The organism is Vibrio sp. R78045, assembly GCF_042466085.1.
GTDB lineage: Bacteria > Pseudomonadota > Gammaproteobacteria > Enterobacterales > Vibrionaceae > Vibrio > Vibrio cyclitrophicus.
Window position 1 is genome coordinate 319,798 of the sequence record NZ_JAXHBS010000013.1, and the last position, 18,455, is coordinate 338,252.

The window sequence follows — 18,455 nt, forward strand, 5'->3', positions numbered from 1 at the left end:
TATCAAATCATCATTGCGCTCAATATATCGTCCACCTAGACTTAGTCCGTATGTCAATTAAAGGTTCTGCTATGTCGATATCGGGAATTCAATCTGGTTATGCCATCATTCAGCAGTCAACCAATATGGCTGAAGAAGCAGCGCTCGAACTCAACCAAGCCTCTCAACACACATCCAACCCCGACGACCAAATCCAAGGTAGCGACTTGAGCTTTAATCAAGTAGAACCTGACCAATCCATTTCTTTTAAAGAGAAAGAAGCTGATCCCATTACCTCGTCAAACGATGCAATCTTAAAACTGACACAAAGTGCAAATTACAACCGTGTGGGAGCCAGCGTGATTGACCGTCAAAATGAAGCCATCGGTAGTCTTCTCGACATCCATATTTAGAATAACGTCTCAAAGGCCATTTTTTGAGCCATCATTAGCTCCTTTTTGTCATCACAACCACACAAACTGTAACTCATTATATCAGATGCTTGTTTCTGGCTTATTACTCGGTAGAATCAGCGCAAATCAATTTTGCTGCGCAAACTTTACTTCATACTATTTATGCCAAAACTAAATCTGCATCGCCGTGACTATGTTTCTATTTTAGGGGGCGACATCTCCGCAGACGAATTAGAAAAAAAGCTTCAACCTCATTTTGAAAAGCCAGTGAATAAACTGACTCCGAGCCCGTACCTGACAGAAAAGAATCTAACGCGCCGTTGGGGTGCTCTCAATAATTCAGAATCACAACAAGAGCTACTCGACCCGCATACGCAAAGTCAATTCCAAGCCTACGAAAAAAACATCGAGCACTTTATTGGAACAGTGAAAATCCCTGTTGGTATATCTGGTCCACTAAGAGTCAATGGCTTATTCGCTGAGGGTGACTACCTGGTACCGCTAGCAACAACTGAAGCTGCACTTGTTGCATCTTATAACCGTGGCTCAAAGCTGATTACCGCTTGTGGTGGCGCAAGTGCAATGTTGTTAAACGAAGGCGTCACTCGTACCCCAGGCTTTGCATTCCAAGGGTTAGTTGAAGCCGGGCAGTTTGTGGCTTGGGCCGTGACTCAATATGACCAATTTAAAACCTTGGCGGAATCGACAACCTCACACGGCAAACTTACCGACATCAATATCAACATCGAGGGTAACCATGTTTACTTGGTGTTTGAATTTCTAACTGGAGATGCCTCTGGTCAAAATATGGTGACTATCGCGACCAATGCCGTATTTGAGTACATCATAGAAAATACGCCAGTTAAGCCTGATCATGCCTTTCTCGATGGCAATTTATCAGGCGACAAGAAAGCCAATACACAAACCTTACGAAGCGTTCGTGGCAAAAAAGTCACCGCTGAGGTGAATATATCCCCAGAATTGGTTGCTAAGTACCTACATACCACGCCACAGAAGATGGTTCAGTTTGGCCAGATGACCACTGTCGGCGGTGCTTTGAGCGGCACTATCGGCATTAATGCCCATTATGCCAATGCACTAGCTGCTCTCTACATTGCTTGTGGCCAAGACGCAGCGTGTGTTGCTGAATCAGCAATAGGCATGACTCGTATGGAAATCAACAAAGAAGGCGGTTTGTACGCGAGCGTAACACTGCCTAATTTAATGTTAGGAACAGTGGGCGGCGGTACTGGCCTGCCAAGTCAAAAGGCGTGTCTCGATTTACTTGGTCTTCACGGCAATGGTAAATCACAAGCCCTCGCTGAGGTATGTGCTGCACTGTGTCTGGCGGGTGAGCTATCGATTGTCGGTGCGTTTTGCGCTGGCCACTTTTCACGAGCTCACAATAAATTAGCTCGTTAATAACCTTTATCTAATTTGGCTTGTGTAATTGTGTGGATTAAGCAAAATCACAAGCCATTCTTAATGCGTGAGTCATAAATGGATTATTTACACTTATCTAGAGTGAGCCTTAAGCACCTCACTGCGCTTCATATTATGCTAAATACCCACAGCGTCACGCAAACCTCAGAGCAACTCTGTGTAAGCCCTTCGAGTGTAAGCAAAACCTTATCTCAACTACGCGACATTCTAAATGACGAACTGTTTTACCGAGATGGCACCAAGCTGATCCCGACACCATTTGCATTGCAGATAGCTCCGACTGTTCACGCGATCCTTTCAAGTATGAATGGATTGCTTCATCAAAAAAGTTTTTCACCTCAAAAATACCAAGGTAGCTTTTCGCTGTCGATGCGTGAAAGTACCTTTGAAGTTTTCGCCTCTAAGATCAGCAAAATCACCACCGAACTCGCCCCCAAGGCTAAGCTCAATATCTACTCCAAGCAACAACTCGGCTTCGATGCTCTGCTTAGTGGCAAGGTAAACTTGATCTTGTTACCTCATGATATTTCCCAGTCCCCAACAGATAACAAAGAACTGGTTTGGGAAACAATTCTTCCAGACGAAATGGTATGTTTAATGGGCGCACACCACCCTCTCGCTCAGCGGGACCTGACCGTTGAAGGTTATTTAGATTATAAGCATATTGGGATCTTAGATAATGAACTCTCCAAGCCTTACTTTGAGCAAAACCTGGTTCAATGCCATAAACCACGAGAGATGGCGATATCGGTAGCAGATTTTGGTGCTGCGGCTGTGCTGTGCCATCACACACCTTTCTTGTTCACTTGTTCTAAGCAGTGGGCTGAACAAGCTAAACAAGCTCAAGGTTTAGTGAGCAAGCCCTTGCCTTTTGATTACGGTAAGGTGGCGTATAGCTTGGTATGGAACAAACCCAACATGAATGACCAAGCGATCAAATGGTTGTGTGACTTGTTCTTAGAAGCCTAGGTATTAACTGGAAGCAACTCTAACAAGCTAACTCCTTTTGTGAAAGCGGGCTTCAAAAGAATTAGGTATATACCCCAGGGGTTTGTATCGGCCTTTGAACTATGGTGTAGAGCTTATCGTGAAAGCTCTGCATCTGTTGTTCGGTGCATGTCGGCCAATCTAACGCTTCGCCAATCACGCCATGATGTTGAAACGCATTCAGTCGAATTCCAACATCACTAGGCAGCACCTTCAAGTAACATCCCACCTGTTCAATTTCATCTTCGAGATCGCTTTTATTTGGGATATGCAACAACCTAACTTCATGCAGTTTGCCTTTCTCAGCAAGGTAGTTAATGGCTTTGAAGACTCGATGGTTGCCTCTTCCGACAAGCCATTGATGCGTTTCCGATTGCCATGATTTTAAGTCAATCATCGCACCATCAAGGTATGGTAATACTCTTTCCCAACCTTGTATTGGTAACGAACCATTACTATCAATAAAGCACGTAAGGTGTGCTAATTGCTGATCACTTTTAATTGCTTGGAACAGCTCGATAATAAACGGCAGTTGCATCGTCGCCTCACCGCCAGAGACAGTGATACCGCTCAGAAAGAATGCGTTATGTTTAACGAGAGTAAGAATCTCAGAGACCGTCATTGTGGTAATTTTCGGACTCGACTTATGAGCGCAGATATCGATGCACTGATCGCAATTTGTACAGGCTGCCAGGTCCCACACAACTTTACCTTTAGTCAAAAATAGTGCGCCACTTGGGCAGCCACTAACGCAGCCTCCACAATGGTTGCAATGATTGATGGTGTGTGGATTATGACAAGTAATACAATCAAAATTACAACCTTGCAGAAACAGCACCAAGCGATTTCCCGGTCCGTCAACACAAGAAAAGGTCAGCACACGGCTGACCTTCGCTTGTTTTTCTGTCTTATTATTTTTAACCCTAGCCATTTGAGTCATTAGATCAGAAACTTTTATTATTCATAGTATTAATACGATACTTAAGCTCACTGTCATACGTACGCTTAAGTATTAAGCGTACGTCGGTGACATCTCTAAACTCGCTACTCGTGGTTTGCGCTCAAGAATGCCCGTGTTTTTAGCCGCTTCAGCACCTAAGAATGTGGTATTGGTACGTGAACCTTGCTCATCATATTTTGCAATATCAGATAGCTTGACCATATAACCTGTCACGCGAACCAGATCATTTGACGCGACGTTAGCCGTAAACTCACGGTAACCCGCTTGAATCGCCCCTTTGCACAAATTGAACATCGCTTCGGGATTAGATTTCACTGTTTCGTCGATGGTAAGAATGTCACTGATACCCGAGGTGTAGAACTTATGGTGACCCGCGGTAGCGCGAACGTAAGAGACTGGGTCAGGTTCGGTGCCATAAGGAATACGCACACCCGGAGTCACATCTTCATCTAAACTAATACCGCCTTGAGCATGCAGCAAAGCTTTACCCTCAAGCCCATACTTCACTTCAGAGCTTTCAACGATCTCAGCCAGCTTTTCAGAAATGCGGTGACCAAGTTGATTAGCTTGTTCATCGTGACCATAGCGCCCTGCTTTACCTTCTTTTTCCAACAGAATGTTTACCGCTTCAGCCATGCCATAAATGCCAAACATTGGCGCAAATCGGTCTTCTTCAATAAGGCCTTCTTTGGCCAGGAAGCCTTTAAAAAAGTGAGACTCTTCATGCAAGAAGCGGCTACGTGCGTTCATCAGTTCAACCATTTTGCCACTGTAATTCGGCAATACTTGTCGTAAGAAATCAGCACTATCCTCAGACTTCAACGCCACTTGCTTAAGGTTCATACGCACCAAGGTGTTTGAACCACCCGCTAGAGGCAAAGAGTTATAGCAGCTCACAATACCAAAACGCTTGTCGCCGTAAGCCTCGGCATGCGCTGGATAGTTTGCGATATGTGGTTTACCGCACTCGCAGATATTGCTTGCCGCATGACGAAGTAGATCATCAGGGGTCACAGCAGGGTCGTACATAAAGGTTAGGTTTGGTGCGATCTGCTTCAGTTCAGCATCTACGCGCAAAATCGTACGGCACACAACGTTGTCTGTTGGACCGATATTAACGTGCATGAACGCATCAGGAAGCGTGCGATCCAACATGATCCAGAACAGCTTAAGTTTTTGATATACCTGTTCATCGGTTAGGTCACCAACAAAAGGCATCAATACATCATCCAGCTGTCCTAGGTAGACCGGAATCGACGTCACAGATGGAACGTGATGGTAGATAATGGTAAGCATGTTCAACGCTTCATCAAAATTGGTTGCCGCGCTAAGCTCTAAATACTCTGAGCCTTGATGTAAGTATTTAGAATAGTCTGGAAGTACATAGCGCGGCTTAAATGGAGCGTGGCCTTCAAACATGTCACATAGCACACCTTGTTGTAAGGCTTCCTCTACTTCGTTACTTACCGGCATATACGGCAGGCTGGCTTCGGCTTCTAAAGCAAGATAGCTCGACTTCTGTTTTGGAGACAGGTTGGCATCTGAAATGATATTGCTAAAGCGTTGTTGTTGTTCTGAAAGTGGTGAAGAAGTAGATGACGCAGATTGGTGGCTCATGATGAAACCCTTAAACTTATTATGGGTTTATTTTATATCTCACAGCCACATTTCCACTAATGAAATGTAGTCAACGATACATTTCCAAAATGGAAACTACCAATTTATTACTTGCCGGTAACTAATTTATCTATGATCAAAATGGGAAAGAGGAAATCAGTATTGCCGTTAGTAGTGGTAATGAAGATATTAAAAAGCACTCACTAGCTCGCCTGTTTGGAACACAAACGACTAAAAATAGAAAACCCACATCACTGACCTTAAGTCGTTAATGTGGGTTTAGTGTTTGAAGGAGTACTCTGAATGCTAGCTCAAGATGTATTCTCTATTACAGATGAGGAAGTACTTGTTTTCGTCCAACACCCATCAATACTTTCAAAGTACCTTGTGGCGTATCAATCGAGAACGGTGTTGATACTTCGACAACTGAAAAACCGGCTGCACTTAATACGTTTTCAGAGCGCTGTTGGCTAACGCCATAATCATCACTGTCATTGTCTAAGTACCAATCCCAGTGTACAAACGTGCCATCGTTTTCAAGCAACGTGTAAATAAGACTGACTGTGTCTTGTAAGTTAGGGATAAAACCACACACCGAAGAAGCTACCACTACGTCAAACTGGTTTCTGAATGCTGGATGCTGCGCTGCAAGTCCGCGCGATAAAAGATCAACAACAGGTTCAACGTTGGGTAACTCTTTCTTATCTAACTCTTCAATCATCCCTTCGGAGATATCAAGTGCGATGATCTCTTTTGCTAAAGGAGATATTTTCTGGCTGAGTAGTCCTGTACCACAACCAAAATCAAGGACACGGGTTCCGTTCAAATTAACGAGCTGTGTTAACTGGTCAAATACGGACTGTGCGAATACTGCGGTCGCGGGATCTTTATCCCAATCAACGGCGTATTCGTCCCATTGTTTCGCCATCATGGCCTCCATCTTTACTTCTTGTAGGTTCGGAACTTCTCCAGAGTAAACCAAATTAGTCAATTCGTCATAGAGTTATCATGCAAAGATGGACTATTTCTAAGATAGTCAGCACAATATTCAGATAATATGCACCGACACCCGCTCAATATGGAAATGAAATGAACCTTTCTCAAGTCCAAGCCTTTTGTTCTGTTGCTGATTTAGGGTCAGTATCTGAAGCAGCGCGACATCTTGAATGCAACCGAACCAAACTCAGTATGTCGATTAAAGCCTTGGAAAAAGAGTTAGATGTCGAACTGTTCGTGCGCAGCGGAAACCACGTTGAACTCTCTGAAGCAGGTAAAGCCATCTACAAAGACTGCGAAGGCATGTTAGTAACGGCTGCGCGTATTAAACAAACCTGCCTGCATGTCTCGGGCGAATTCAACGCAGAGATTTGGATTGCACGAGATGATTCCCTACCCGATGAGATGTGGCAGGACTTATCTCATACCTTAAACAACAAGTACCCGTCGACTTCATTCAACTTCGTTCTCGCGTCGAGCGGCGACTTAGCTAACCTCGTTGAAACCCAACAAGTCGACTTCGCATTTGGTGTCGATTACGAACGTGTTGACGATCCAAGGATTATCTACAATCCACTCGGTAAAATTCGAATGATGTCTGTGTGTAAGAAAGGGCATGATCTGAGTGCGATGCGACGTGTTTCTGATGAAGTATTGAGAAATTCAATGCAAGCGACCATGGTTTACCTTAACGAAAAGGATAATCCTGAGCTTGAGCCATTCTCTCGCCGTTACATCGGCTTCTCTAGCTTTGACTTTATGCTAGATACAATCTTACGAGAAGAAGCTTGGGGCGTAATGCCTGAACCATTAATTCGTCATTTATTGCGCGAGCAGGAATTAGCGGTGATCAAGCACACTTACGGCTTGACGCAAGAGGATTACTGCATGTTTACAGCAGCAGGGATGGCTGAACATCCAGGAATGAATTGGTTAGCCGACCAGCTCAGCGACTACTTGTTTGATTTCTAACGGTTAATATCTAAACAGGTGATTTCCAAATCGATGCAAAACGATCATAGACTTCCTAGATTAGAAAACCATCACATGGTCTACCAAGTAGCGACCGTCTTCTTCTACCAGCACCATTTCAGCCACAAATTCGCCTCTAGCAATCGTGTATGCTTGCTTCCAAACAAAGGCAATTGAATCGGAACGTCTAAACAGCGCGACAGGCTCACGCTCAGCAAAAAAGCCATTGCTATGTTGATAATGATGGCACACCTTTTCTAAGTAATCTGGCGTAACAATATCTTTCATTCGCTGAGTAAAGTCCCTGCAATGCAGATCATGGTCAATTTTGGTTGAACCTTCCATCAGATTATCCATGATCGGGTTAGCAATCACCCACAACTCGTTATCACTGATATCGTCAAACTTCATATGCACCTACTCCTTGGTAATAGCAGTTCAAATTCACACATCTATAAAATGCACAACAACAGATATATTTAACTAATGATAAACCATCCTATTTCGCTTGCACACTTTACCCCAAAAACAGTCATCGTCAATTTTAGTGACACCTAAAAATAAAACTAAATATATGAATATTATAGATTTATTTATTAAAATTAAATAATGCATGTAACCATCATCAGATAAAGTTTGTAAAGCCAACTCAATATTAGAACAATGAAGTTATCAAAAACATCTGGAAAATATTATGTGTGACAGGAAAAGCCAAAACGAAAACGGAGTACTCTTGTTCTCAGCCCTTTTAGCATCAGGCTTCGCCACCGGTGGACTGGTATTAGGCCTTCTCGTCGGCTCTCTAGTCATAGTATTTGACGGTGTCTATTCTCTCATTAGCTTACTGTTAACTTTATTGTCACTAGCTGCCTCAAAATACATTAATCGCCCTTCAGACACAGAGTTCCCGTTTGGTCGAGCGATCATCGAACCGATTGTTATCGCAATTAAAGCCATTGTTATTCTGCTTGTGGTTGGTTACTCATTGTATTCAGCGATCGGTGCTTTGATGACAGGTGGTCGTGAAGTCGATGCTTCTATCGCGACTCTGTTTGGTATTTTCAACGTATTGGGTTGTGGTTACGCTTGGTGGTACATCGCCAATAAAAGTAAGCGTATTTCTTCTGGTCTGATTCAAGCTGAATCTAAGCAGTGGCAAATGGATACACTGTTGAGTGTAGCGGTAACGGCAGGTTTCGTGGCGGCTTGGTTAATTACTTTTTCTCCGCTAGCAGAGTACGCAGTATATGCTGATCCAACGATGATGTTGCTGATGTCTTTCTACTTCATCAAAGTACCTTTCGATATGCTAAGAGAAGCAATGCGTGAACTGCTTATGATGTCGGCAACCAAAGATATTTGTGACACGGTAGATAAAAACGTTATCGCTGTAGACAAAGATGCAGAGCAAGATTTAGAGCTAATCGGTGTAACAAAGGTTGGGCCGGAGCTAAGAATTAACGTTGATATCCATACCAACAACCAACAAGCCATTGCGGTCGATGATATAGAACGTACGCGCCGCCAACTTAAGCGACGCTTATCTAAAATGCCTTATGAGCTGCAACTGAACCTCAATGTCGCGAGCTAAGCTTTCACCTAGCAAATGACGCTGGGACATAAGCGCAAATTAAGACTGAGATTGAACCTTTTTAGAAGCCGACGCCTTTGCCGTCGGTTTTTCTCTTGTTACCCACCAGCAAGCTAAAGAGCCAATCGTTACCATACATACGCCCTGCCAAAACGTCATAGTCAATGACAAGCCCAAAATCACCGAGGAAAGTAGCGTCGCGAAGATTGGCGTAAAGTACGACATGGTTGCCAAAAACACCATGTTGCCACCAAGAATCGCCGTGTTCCAAAGTGCATAGCCTGCGCCCATACAAGCGCCAGCTAATGCTAAATCAATTGCAGCACTGGTTGTCATTACCATACCGGTTTCATCACTCAGTGCGTATTTAATCCACAGAGTGACCGCCGTAGCGATAAAGAACAGCACAATCGCATTCTGCCCTTTCGCAACGCGCTGGGTGTAATTACAATAAACAGCCCAAATAATCGCACCAAAGAACGCCATTGAATAAGTTTTTGGGTTGGTCGCAATGTTGGCTGCAATTTGGTCGACAGAAAGACCTTGATCACCACTGATGCTCCAAGCCACCCCAAAAAATGCCAAGAAGATACTTGGATAAACCAACCAGTTAATCTTCTTATCGCTCAGTAGCACCGCAAATAACACCGTCAGTGCTGGCCATAAATAGTTGATAACGGCCATTTCTATTGCCTGATGTCGACTGTTCGCCATTCCCAAAGCAAGAGCCAAGAAAATCTCATAGCAAACAAACAGCGCGCCACCGATCAGTAGATAAGACTTAGAGAAGCGTGACAGTTTTGGTAACCCCATCACACACACTAACAACAGCGCACTCACAGTGTAGAGACTGGCGGCACCACCAACTGGACCAAGCTGTTCTGACACACTACGAGACAGAGCAATCAAGCAGCTCCACAATAAAATGGCGATAATACCGTAGCAGCTATAACGATGAGATTTCAGCACGCCTCTTCCTTTATCTGTTTGTGGTCATCACTCTGTAAGCTAAACCAAGTTTAAAATATTTGGCCGAGTACATTTTCGTACTCGGCCATCGGTTATTAATTTGCGAAAACTTAAGCGACTTCCGAATATTGAGCAATTTACGAAATAAACTATTTGTTATTGCGTATTCGTTGGTGCTAGTTGTTATTGCCTAAGCCAATAAAAGCGCTTGTAAGTCAGCCAGTGACTTAACTTGATAATGAGGGTTGATACCCGCAGGTATTGCCTTTTCTTGGCTGTTTAACCAACAAGTCTCGATACCAAAATCTAGCCCACCTAGAATATCTGAATGCGGGTTATCTCCAACCATCAACACTCTTTGCTTGGATGGAAATCCCACCAGCTTATGTGCATATTCAAAAATCTGGGCGTCCGGTTTGGCTACCCCAACCTCTTCAGAAATAATCACGTGATCAAAGTAATCTGTCATTCCGGTGCGCTCTAAACGGATTGACTGCAGCTCTGTAAAACCGTTAGTAATGATGCCCATATTCACTTTGCCTTTTAAAGACTCCATCAACTCTTGTGCACCCGGTAATAATGAACAGATGTCTGCCATCGCTGTTAAAAATGCACTGTTTAAAGCAGCCGTTGTTGTTTCTAGTTTCTCGGCCCAGCTTTCGAAGCGGGTGTGTTTCAGTTGGTCTGCGGTAATACGACCATCTTGGTAATCAACCCAAAGTGGTAAATTAACCTTTTGGTAAGCCGAATAATCTTGCTCGCTGAAATCCACCCCAAAACGAGAAAACATCAGCTTCATTCCTTGATAAGCATCAAAATGGAACAAGGTTTCATCTGCATCAAAGAATATCCAATCGTACTTCATTATCTGTCCTATTATTCGCGCTATCTAGCCGTGTTATTTTTGTTCTTTCTTAGCCTCAAAGGCTAAGTGTTCATTCTACTACCATTTTTGTGAGCCTGAATATAGTTCTAAGAATTTATAGAAAACAAGCAACAAGTCATGATGTATCGCAAATTTTGCCACATATTAAACCAATACCATACAAGAAATACACTCAAATACCCGGAGGTATTATGAAGCACTTCTTACCGTCATCTATCATGCTTACTCCTTTTCTTGTTAAATACTATGATAAAGAGCCAGAAGAAAATGAAATTTCAGAAGCAGAACCTACACACAGTCTAACCCAGCCTGAACTTGAAATAATCCTTTCTAACGAAGATGAACCAAGACGATAATGTGTATTTTTCGCCACATTATTCATCAATATCCCTGCATATCTACCAAAATTCAGCTTTTCGATGTTGATAATAAACACACAATAAAACCATAAAAACGATTGCTATATGAGCCCTATCACACCACATAATTACAAAGTGGTAGTTCGGGCTCAAACTTATCTCAGATCAAAAGACTCCCTTCTGATTACCGACAACATAAAAGAAACCAAAAATCATAATTAACGGAGTTTTCCAATGTCTAGTGCATTCTACATCCCTACAATCAACTTCATGGGCACAGGCTGTTTGAAAGATGCTGCTGATAGCATTCAGTCTCAAGGCTTTAAAAAAGGGCTTATTGTTACCGATAAAATCCTGAACCAAATTGGTGTGGTAAAGCAGGTCCAAGATCTTCTTAACCAACGTGGTGTTGAAGCTGTTGTCTTCGATGGCACTCAACCAAACCCTACCATCACCAACGTTAATGATGGCCTTGAACTGCTTACAGACAATGATTGTGATTTTGTTGTGTCTCTTGGTGGTGGCTCTCCGCATGACTGCGCAAAAGGTATCGCACTGGTTGCTTCTAATGGTGGCAAGATTGCTGATTACGAAGGCGTTGATCAGTCTGAAAAGCCAATGATGCCGTTGATTGCGATTAATACCACGGCAGGAACAGCGTCTGAGATGACCTACGGTGGGCTAAAAAGTTGGACGTAAAGTGGTGGGCTAAAAGTTGGACATTTTGTTTTCATCAATTCCTCTCTATGCCATAAAGATATAACAACATTCCCCCTCCCCCCAGAGAACGTCAACCCACTAATTTACTTATGCTTTATCAAGGCGGCTAGATTTTGATTGTGGCTCTATGGATAAGCGGCAGAATTTAAAGCCACTGAACTGTGAAGGCTTCCTAATTGATCCAGAATTTTACTTCCTATCAATCTCGAAGGAATGATTTAGTCTCAGAAACTAAAAAATAAACTAGTCGGATTAGAATTTATTTACCACTAATCATCATTAGCTCTGTTCAGCTTTTGTTTGGTTTTTGGTCTTAATAGTATATTTGTTTTAGTTCGGGTCTAGAGCCTGAGTGCTACAACTCTAAAACGTTTGTGCCCCAAAATCTATATGGAATCCACGTATTTACAAAGTGATTTTGGCAATAAAAGTTAAGATGCGGTCGTATATTCGGCTTCTTATTGAAGGCGCTACCTTCTAGCCTTTGATGTTTTGCGCACCTACTGTCCTCATCGAGTTATCAGCCTCTTAAAGCGTCACATTTTGGTCAGGTTTTCAGTAGGTTGGTCTTACCTTTTATGCATCATCATTTTGTAAAATTTTAGAATTTGTTAGTGCTTAATTAGTGAGTAATACTGGTTTATATTCAGTCTCATACCGAAGCATCGCCCATGCAGTCCGTACCACTTTGTTAGCCAGTGCAATGCAGGCCTTCTTGAAGCCGATACGATCTATGATGCTCCTCAACCAAGCGTCCTTCTGAGTCTTCGGTTTTTCGGGTAGTCGTCCAACGTAAGACATTGCGCCAAGATAAAGAAGCGAGCGTAGCTCCTTCACATCACCGCATTTATCGCTCCCAATCATAAAAACTTTGCCACCTGAGCTGTGCTGTTTAGGTGTAAGACCAACAAACGCTGAAGCTTGTCTTCCATTCTTGAACTGCTTTCCATCACCAAGAGTTGTATAGAGCATCGCAGCAGTTGTTTCACCAACACCTTCAATGTCCATTAATCGTTGGCACGGTTCTATCTGACGGGTTAAAGCATTTTTCTCTTTTCCGAATGCGATGAGTTTTGCTTTAAGTTCTTTATATTGCTCCCACAGCATCGACAGAACGGATACGACATTGGCGGGTATTGATGTATCGCCATCAAGCACTGTTTGAACCGACGCTTTTAAGCCTTTTTCACCTCTAGGGTTTGCTATCCCGTAGCCCAAAATTGTCCCTCTAATGTGAAGCGCTAGGGAAACAACACTACGAGATAAGAATCTACGGCTAGTTTCTAAAGAATGCATCGATTGTTGTTTAAGTGACTTGGGGCGACTGAACTTAATTCCTATCTGGATAGCTGCATTAGCAATTGCTAGTGCATCATTATGATCGGTTTTATGACCCTCTAAGTAACCTTTTACTTTCTTTGGGTTAATGGTCCGCACTTCATGTCCGTACTTTTCTGCCAGTTGTCCCCAATAATGGCAACCACAACATCCCTCCATAGCAACAATTGAGGGCTTTGCTTTAGCAAGAAACTCTTTCATTTTTTGCCGACTAAGAGGTCTATTAGACAGCATTTCACCATGAATACTGATATGACACACTTGAAGAACATTTTTTGCTAAATCGATAGCGATAACATTATTCGTCAACATATTGGAACCCTCGAATTTTCGTGACTCTGCTAAGTGTAGATTTGCAGAGAGGGAGTGGATTCCATACATCAAGTCAGAGTAAATACTCATTCATATCCTGTTAATTGGGTTTTGCCTTACTAAAAGTTATCCACTCTTCTAATGCTGTTAGTTGTGAATCCCCGTGTTGTATCATGGGGGTAAATTCGTCCAAACTATCAACGTTTGATCTTCTTAGCGCTTTAGTATTTTAATCTTTCGATTTATTGCAGGAACTTTTGAAAGGAGTAAAATCAACATCTTTACAAACTCGATGATTAAACTTGATGGAAAGTTTTTTTGAAAAATTTAGTGTCGCCTTTTGTGTTATATCTCTTTTGCTTGTTGGTACTCTAATTGGATCATTTTTCGAAACCTCTCTTTTTAATTGGTTATCTCTAGCATCAAATATCTCTACAATTCTAGCTTTCTGGCTTGCAGGAAAAGCTTATTATTACTGGGTTCGTAAGGACACAATTGGCACTCAAAAACAAACGATAAGAGAAATCTTAGTTGAGTTAGTCGAATTAGACGATAATCTACACGAAGCTTTTGCTCGCGTAGCCTTACAAGATTATCAAAAGAACCCGAAAGCACCTCAAGAGAATGATGCAAACAATCCGGTCTTCCCAAACGAAAAAGAGCGTATTTTTATTCAAAAGTCCTCACTCACAATGAAACGAATTAAAGTTCTAATGAAAAAGTATTACGTTTTTGAGCTGAACAATTCTAATTCACCTGAAGTATCTAGAAGCTTAAAGACCTCTTTTAAGTTCGAAGGAGATATTTTCTCAGACTTGAAAGATCTTTTATTTAAGTGTAATAGGCTAAATCATCTTATTGATGAAGGAAGTACTCTTCAATTTGATAACTTGATACTTAAGTCTACACACCCTTACGAAATTAATTCGACTATAAACCAAGCTACTACTCTATACTGTCAAACTAATTTTTTCGGTATTGCTTTTGAGTTTGGCAAGCACATTCAAGAAATTGAGCAGAAACTGATACTGGAAATTTCATAAGGCTCCTCTCAGAGCCTTTTTGATTACTTTTTTATCCTTGCGATGGCTCTAGCAACTCCAAGTAAATACGTTGAGGTCTTAATCTCTAGCTCAGCTTGACCCCCCAAAAGCGCAATTCCTGCTAGTATTTGTTGTGGTCTCACCACTTGGCCAGTCGGCAGCTCCATCCTGTCGTATAACATTTTGAGCTGTACCCAATCTTCACTAATGCTTAGTTCCCGACCTTTGTCATTCTCATAAGCCTTTTGCACTCGGGTGGAATAGGATTCTTCTCATCCCAACCTGTGACAGTTCTCACCGATTTAAAACACAGTTCAGCAACCTCTTCTTTGGTCATTTGGCACTCTAACTCTCGAAAAATGTAATTCTTACTCATTTCGCGATAATTCAATGATAAAACTTCTAAATACAAGAGGTTGCATTGCATTTATAATATATGCGCCATTAAATATAATCAGACAATGTGCGTACTGTACGAAGAAGTACTAATTGGCAAATTTGTCTTATAAAAAGTTATTCATTAATCGCTAATGTTAGAATTCCTGAAACACATTTATGTCCAGAGGCTTCATAGACCTGAAGTTTTACTTATGGCACTTTTATAAAAAGTGCCAGCTAGCTAAGATCTGCCCCATTTCTTCTTTGAGGCGATTAACCACTCACTTCACCAAAGCGTCATTTGACTTACTTTTCGTAATGCAAGTAATCTGTCTAACTGCTTGGGAAAACATCAGTTAGGTAAAGGAGAGGTAATGAGAGTTGCACGTATGTCTGATTCGCATGTTGTTGAATTTTGTTCATCGTTAGGTGAGTCTCTGCCAATCGAAGTTGTAAGCGAGCCTCAGTACCAAGAAAGCGAAAATGAATGCTTTCAATTAGTCCAAAATAAAATTGATAAATTTGGTGGTTCACTGATTTCTGGGTGGGCAATCTGGGAAAAAGTAGGTGTATTTATAGAAGCTGAATTTCATGCTGTTTGGCTAAAATCTGATGGGGAATACTTAGACCTTAATCCTCGAAGAAATATTTCAAACTGTAGGAGTATTTTATTTGTCCCAGATAGTAATACTGAGTATAAGAATCAGCAAATTAACAATATTCGAAAGCCCCTAATAAACGATCCTATCGTTAATAGATTTTTGCACTTGAACAATAAACTATTTGAGTTTATGAATCGAGGAGAGCGAGCGTACCAGCATGGAGAAATCGAACTGTCAAAGCGAGAGCAAAAAGAATATAAAAAACTAATTCAGGAGCTTGGAAGGTTAGAGGGAAAAATTGACAGTAAGTACGAAGTAAAGATTGCACAGTGATTAGTTTCAGGGCAGAGCATTGTATCGCAGGTCTGCCCCTTTCCTTGTCAGGCCTTTACTCATTCATATCTTATTAATCTGAAATTGCTCTACTCAAATTTATCCGATTGAGTTGATAACTTAGCGAGCCCATTTTTAGGTGACATTTTGTCACCTAGTATTCCTTTGAGTGCTAATTGAAGTAATATGACTAAGAGTGCATTATGTAAGAGAAAAAGACGACAATTTGTCGGCTAATAAGCGTTATATTTTTTAGTTGATAGGGGCGACATATGGCTGATATAGCAACAATTTCCGCTGTTTTATCAAGTGTGAAAACGGCCTCTGACATTGCTAAGCTGATTAAAGATAGTAATTCTACTTTGGAGGCTGCGGAGTTTAAGCTCCACATAGCTGAGTTGCTGAGTAGTCTAGCTGATGTAAAAGTAGAACTCACCGACTTACAAGATGAACTTCGAGCCAAAGATCGAAAAATTGAAGAGCTAACATCTAAGTTACAACAAAAACAAAACCTGACCTTTGACGGTTTTCTATATTGGGCTGAATTCGATAAGACTCCATTTTGTACTCGATGCGTTGAAGGAATACAGCAACACTATCATTTGTTTTACATCGAAGAAGGTATGCTCGATGACCAATATGTGTCAACACAGTGGCGATGTCGTGTTTGTGATAGCTCTTACTTATTGTAGATAGACGTGACCCCAAATATACAAGCGTTTAAGTTCAGTGGAGGCGTTGCTACTACTTAACTCAGCTAAGTTTGGTTTCAAAGGTAGTTCAAGTGAAAAAAAATACATTTTACAAATACAAATCATTAAATAATTTTGAGTTCGTATTGGATATATTGCTTCGAGAAAGGTTGTATGCAAGTAAGTATAGTGAGCTTAATGACCCCATGGAGGGAGTCATTAAGGTTGATGGTACAATCCCCGATGACCTAGAAGAAACTTGGAAGAACATACTCGAAGAGCTTCGAGTATGTTGTTTTACTCCAGACGACTCAAACACATTAATGTGGGCACATTATGCAGATGGTGGGCGTGGTTGTGCTATTGAGTTTGAACTGCTACCAATTTCGGAAGTTGTTAAAGTTTCCTATCGCAACAAGCCGAAAGTTTCTAAAAATCAATTAACAACAGATAAAGCTAGAGAAATTCTAAAATATAAGGATTCGAGCTGGAAATATGAGAAAGAGTTCCGTTGCATCACATTGGACACATATGTACCGATTGCCGTGACAAAATTGATACTCGGACCTAAAGTACAAGCCTCAACAGTAAATCTATTGCAAGGGATTCTTAACTGCTGTAAGCCTGATTTACAAGTTGTTCAGCTTAAAGGTAAGGGGGACAGCATTGTTGAACGTCTGCAAATGACCATAGGAAGCAAAAGAGTCTATTACCGTGAAAGCGAAGAATGCTCAAAATGCTCAAAATGCTTGGAGATAGACCATTATAGAGAACAGTTTGTCCATCGGTAAAAGAAACTTAGCAAATAAGGATTAAGCGTTGTGCAGCCAACAGTTAATCCCGAGTGTTGAACAAGCCCGAAGCCACTTTCATTAAGTAAATTATTCGATGATGATCGAGGGGCATTGCACCTTGAGCTGGTCCATTCACGCTGGACACCAAGTTAATGACTTTCCATACCTGTAGTTATTCATGAATTACTAATTTAGCAAAGTCACTGGCTCGGAAATGTCCAAGAGTTTCTTTGGTTGAATTTCTACCCATGGCACTTTCTAGCTCGAAAGTGTCCATTTCCTTCCAACTACAATCGTGATGACCAAATTAAAAAGGAGGTCATCATGGTAGTTTTCAACAAAACGAAACGAAGTGGCGTCAAAAAGCCTTTTCGGCTTGAGGAAATTTGGCGGATCAGAACCAGATTAGAAATTGAAAATAATTTGATGCAGCTTGCGTTGCTCAACTTAGCTATTGATAGCAAACTTAGAGCAAGTGATTTGCTCGTTCTCAGAGTTTGCGATGTATCTTCGCAAGATAGGATATTTAACCGCGTTAAGCATATCCAGCGCAAAACAGATATTGAAGTTCAATTTGAGATAACGACAAGAACTCAACAGAGTCTAATGAAATGGATTTTGATGGCTTCGCTACATGACAGCAATTTTATTTTCCCAAGCCAAAGGCGAAAGCAACAACCGATTAGCTATTCGTACTATCGATACTTAGTGAGGAGATGGGCTTCTAATCTGGGGTTGGATCCTAACTTGTATGGCACTCACTCGATGAGGCGAACAAAAGCGACGTTAGTCTACGCAAAAACGAAAAATATCCGAGCGGTGCAGCTACTACTTGGTCATACCAAGGTAGATAATACAATCCGCTATCTTGGGGTTGAATTAGAAGATGCATTGTTGCTTTCAGAAGGTACTGAGTGTTAATCGAAAAGGAACCTAAATACTTAGGTGTTTCAATTGCTATTACGCTGAAAGTTGTTACCCATTCACCGCTACACTTGATTATTTTCAATACGTTAAGTGCAAATACTACTAATCTGTCCAAGGTTTAGAGGACCTTGAACAGGTTAGGT

General features: G+C 41.6%; 18 protein-coding genes and 2 pseudogenes. 12 read left to right on the top strand and 8 right to left on the bottom strand.

The window, feature by feature from the left end; all coding sequences use genetic code 11:
• Nucleotides 1-71 precede the first annotated feature (71 nt).
• From SJY39_RS11915 to SJY39_RS11925, 3 genes are all read left to right on the top strand, one after another.
• Nucleotides 72-392, top strand: a complete 321-nt coding sequence (locus tag SJY39_RS11915) for a hypothetical protein (RefSeq protein WP_010428933.1) — start codon at nucleotides 72-74, stop codon at nucleotides 390-392.
• A gap of 162 nt (nucleotides 393-554) precedes the next feature.
• Nucleotides 555-1,814, top strand: a complete 1,260-nt coding sequence (locus SJY39_RS11920; RefSeq protein ID WP_016793623.1) for a hydroxymethylglutaryl-CoA reductase — start codon at nucleotides 555-557, stop codon at nucleotides 1,812-1,814.
• A gap of 78 nt (nucleotides 1,815-1,892) precedes the next feature.
• Nucleotides 1,893-2,804, top strand: a complete 912-nt coding sequence (locus SJY39_RS11925) for a LysR family transcriptional regulator (RefSeq protein WP_016793622.1) — start codon at nucleotides 1,893-1,895, stop codon at nucleotides 2,802-2,804.
• Nucleotides 2,805-2,865: 61 nt separating this feature from the next.
• On the opposite strand, the gene SJY39_RS11930 is transcribed toward SJY39_RS11925, so the two are convergent.
• From SJY39_RS11930 to SJY39_RS11940, 3 genes are all read right to left on the bottom strand, one after another.
• On the bottom strand, nucleotides 2,866-3,762 hold the full coding sequence (locus tag SJY39_RS11930) for a YjjW family glycine radical enzyme activase (protein ID WP_016769177.1): 897 nt from the start codon (nucleotides 3,760-3,762) through the stop codon (nucleotides 2,866-2,868).
• 72 nt (nucleotides 3,763-3,834) lie between these two features.
• Nucleotides 3,835-5,400 carry a YjjI family glycine radical enzyme gene (locus SJY39_RS11935; protein ID WP_016785116.1) on the bottom strand — a complete coding sequence of 522 codons (1,566 nt, stop codon included), beginning with the start codon at nucleotides 5,398-5,400 and terminating at the stop codon, nucleotides 3,835-3,837.
• Nucleotides 5,401-5,728: 328 nt separating this feature from the next.
• Nucleotides 5,729-6,328 carry a class I SAM-dependent methyltransferase gene (locus SJY39_RS11940; RefSeq protein ID WP_010428918.1) on the bottom strand — a complete coding sequence of 200 codons (600 nt, stop codon included), beginning with the start codon at nucleotides 6,326-6,328 and terminating at the stop codon, nucleotides 5,729-5,731.
• A 161-nt stretch (nucleotides 6,329-6,489) separates the two neighbouring features.
• On the opposite strand from SJY39_RS11940, the gene SJY39_RS11945 reads away from it, so the two are divergent.
• Nucleotides 6,490-7,368, top strand: coding sequence for a LysR family transcriptional regulator (locus SJY39_RS11945; protein ID WP_008218872.1), 879 nt, complete (start codon nucleotides 6,490-6,492; stop codon nucleotides 7,366-7,368).
• 60 nt (nucleotides 7,369-7,428) lie between these two features.
• On the opposite strand, the gene SJY39_RS11950 is transcribed toward SJY39_RS11945, so the two are convergent.
• Nucleotides 7,429-7,779, bottom strand: a complete 351-nt coding sequence (locus SJY39_RS11950; protein ID WP_016769174.1) for a hypothetical protein — start codon at nucleotides 7,777-7,779, stop codon at nucleotides 7,429-7,431.
• A gap of 283 nt (nucleotides 7,780-8,062) precedes the next feature.
• Here SJY39_RS11950 and SJY39_RS11955 point away from each other — a divergent pair, with 283 nt between their 5' ends.
• Nucleotides 8,063-8,959, top strand: coding sequence for a cation diffusion facilitator family transporter (locus SJY39_RS11955; RefSeq protein WP_010428909.1), 897 nt, complete (start codon nucleotides 8,063-8,065; stop codon nucleotides 8,957-8,959).
• Nucleotides 8,960-8,998: 39 nt separating this feature from the next.
• Here SJY39_RS11955 and yddG read toward each other — a convergent pair whose 3' ends face one another.
• Together yddG and yjjG are read right to left on the bottom strand one after the other, a co-directional pair.
• The gene (gene yddG / locus SJY39_RS11960) at nucleotides 8,999-9,928 is read right to left on the bottom strand and encodes an aromatic amino acid DMT transporter YddG (protein ID WP_010428906.1); all 930 of its coding nucleotides are present in this window, start codon (nucleotides 9,926-9,928) and stop codon (nucleotides 8,999-9,001) included.
• A 190-nt stretch (nucleotides 9,929-10,118) separates the two neighbouring features.
• Entirely contained in the window at nucleotides 10,119-10,793 is a 675-nt protein-coding gene (yjjG, locus tag SJY39_RS11965; protein ID WP_010428904.1) for a pyrimidine 5'-nucleotidase, read from the bottom strand.
• Nucleotides 10,794-10,882: 89 nt separating this feature from the next.
• On the opposite strand from yjjG, the gene SJY39_RS11970 reads away from it, so the two are divergent.
• Both SJY39_RS11970 and SJY39_RS11975 read left to right on the top strand, forming a co-directional pair.
• Nucleotides 10,883-11,170, top strand: a complete 288-nt coding sequence (locus SJY39_RS11970; protein ID WP_155759356.1) for a hypothetical protein — start codon at nucleotides 10,883-10,885, stop codon at nucleotides 11,168-11,170.
• A gap of 237 nt (nucleotides 11,171-11,407) precedes the next feature.
• A pseudogene (locus tag SJY39_RS11975) lies at nucleotides 11,408-11,845 on the top strand (iron-containing alcohol dehydrogenase); the annotation flags it as partial.
• Between the two features lie 666 nt (nucleotides 11,846-12,511).
• Here the strand turns inward: SJY39_RS11975 and SJY39_RS11980 are convergent.
• The gene (locus SJY39_RS11980) at nucleotides 12,512-13,543 is read right to left on the bottom strand and encodes an IS110 family transposase (RefSeq protein WP_102338956.1); all 1,032 of its coding nucleotides are present in this window, start codon (nucleotides 13,541-13,543) and stop codon (nucleotides 12,512-12,514) included.
• Between the two features lie 305 nt (nucleotides 13,544-13,848).
• Here SJY39_RS11980 and SJY39_RS11985 point away from each other — a divergent pair, with 305 nt between their 5' ends.
• On the top strand, nucleotides 13,849-14,586 hold the full coding sequence (locus tag SJY39_RS11985) for a hypothetical protein (RefSeq protein WP_016793275.1): 738 nt from the start codon (nucleotides 13,849-13,851) through the stop codon (nucleotides 14,584-14,586).
• 23 nt (nucleotides 14,587-14,609) lie between these two features.
• Here SJY39_RS11985 and SJY39_RS11990 read toward each other — a convergent pair.
• Nucleotides 14,610-14,977 (bottom strand): annotated as a pseudogene (locus SJY39_RS11990) (regulator).
• A gap of 361 nt (nucleotides 14,978-15,338) precedes the next feature.
• Between SJY39_RS11990 and SJY39_RS11995 the strand changes: the two are divergent.
• The 4 genes from SJY39_RS11995 to SJY39_RS12010 all read left to right on the top strand — a co-directional run bounded on the left by SJY39_RS11995 (nucleotide 15,339) and on the right by SJY39_RS12010 (nucleotide 18,306).
• A complete protein-coding gene (locus SJY39_RS11995) occupies nucleotides 15,339-15,899 on the top strand; it encodes a hypothetical protein (RefSeq protein ID WP_102338682.1) in 561 nt (186 codons plus the stop codon).
• Nucleotides 15,900-16,171: 272 nt separating this feature from the next.
• A complete protein-coding gene (locus SJY39_RS12000) occupies nucleotides 16,172-16,591 on the top strand; it encodes a hypothetical protein (protein WP_102338683.1) in 420 nt (139 codons plus the stop codon).
• A gap of 92 nt (nucleotides 16,592-16,683) precedes the next feature.
• The gene (locus SJY39_RS12005) at nucleotides 16,684-17,382 is read left to right on the top strand and encodes a DUF2971 domain-containing protein (RefSeq protein WP_102338684.1); all 699 of its coding nucleotides are present in this window, start codon (nucleotides 16,684-16,686) and stop codon (nucleotides 17,380-17,382) included.
• Nucleotides 17,383-17,709: 327 nt separating this feature from the next.
• Nucleotides 17,710-18,306, top strand: a complete 597-nt coding sequence (locus SJY39_RS12010) for a tyrosine-type recombinase/integrase (protein ID WP_016792302.1) — start codon at nucleotides 17,710-17,712, stop codon at nucleotides 18,304-18,306.
• The last annotated feature ends 149 nt before the right edge of the window (nucleotides 18,307-18,455 follow it).

Excerpts from the sequence above, each read along its gene's own strand:
- yjjG (WP_010428904.1), bottom strand. The coding sequence starts at position 10,793 with ATGAAGTACGATTGGATATTCTTTGATGCAGATGAAACCTTGTTCCAT.
- SJY39_RS12000 (WP_102338683.1), top strand. The coding sequence starts at position 16,172 with ATGGCTGATATAGCAACAATTTCCGCTGTTTTATCAAGTGTGAAAACG.
- SJY39_RS11935 (WP_016785116.1), bottom strand. The coding sequence starts at position 5,400 with ATGAGCCACCAATCTGCGTCATCTACTTCTTCACCACTTTCAGAACAA.
- SJY39_RS11950 (WP_016769174.1), bottom strand. The coding sequence starts at position 7,779 with ATGAAGTTTGACGATATCAGTGATAACGAGTTGTGGGTGATTGCTAAC.
- SJY39_RS12010 (WP_016792302.1), top strand. The coding sequence starts at position 17,710 with ATGGTAGTTTTCAACAAAACGAAACGAAGTGGCGTCAAAAAGCCTTTT.
- SJY39_RS11995 (WP_102338682.1), top strand. The coding sequence starts at position 15,339 with ATGAGAGTTGCACGTATGTCTGATTCGCATGTTGTTGAATTTTGTTCA.
- SJY39_RS11945 (WP_008218872.1), top strand. The coding sequence starts at position 6,490 with ATGAACCTTTCTCAAGTCCAAGCCTTTTGTTCTGTTGCTGATTTAGGG.
- SJY39_RS11980 (WP_102338956.1), bottom strand. The coding sequence starts at position 13,543 with ATGTTGACGAATAATGTTATCGCTATCGATTTAGCAAAAAATGTTCTT.
- SJY39_RS11915 (WP_010428933.1), top strand. The coding sequence starts at position 72 with ATGTCGATATCGGGAATTCAATCTGGTTATGCCATCATTCAGCAGTCA.
- SJY39_RS11940 (WP_010428918.1), bottom strand. The coding sequence starts at position 6,328 with ATGGCGAAACAATGGGACGAATACGCCGTTGATTGGGATAAAGATCCC.
- SJY39_RS11925 (WP_016793622.1), top strand. The coding sequence starts at position 1,893 with ATGGATTATTTACACTTATCTAGAGTGAGCCTTAAGCACCTCACTGCG.
- SJY39_RS11985 (WP_016793275.1), top strand. The coding sequence starts at position 13,849 with ATGGAAAGTTTTTTTGAAAAATTTAGTGTCGCCTTTTGTGTTATATCT.
- SJY39_RS11955 (WP_010428909.1), top strand. The coding sequence starts at position 8,063 with ATGTGTGACAGGAAAAGCCAAAACGAAAACGGAGTACTCTTGTTCTCA.
- SJY39_RS11920 (WP_016793623.1), top strand. The coding sequence starts at position 555 with ATGCCAAAACTAAATCTGCATCGCCGTGACTATGTTTCTATTTTAGGG.
- SJY39_RS11930 (WP_016769177.1), bottom strand. The coding sequence starts at position 3,762 with ATGACTCAAATGGCTAGGGTTAAAAATAATAAGACAGAAAAACAAGCG.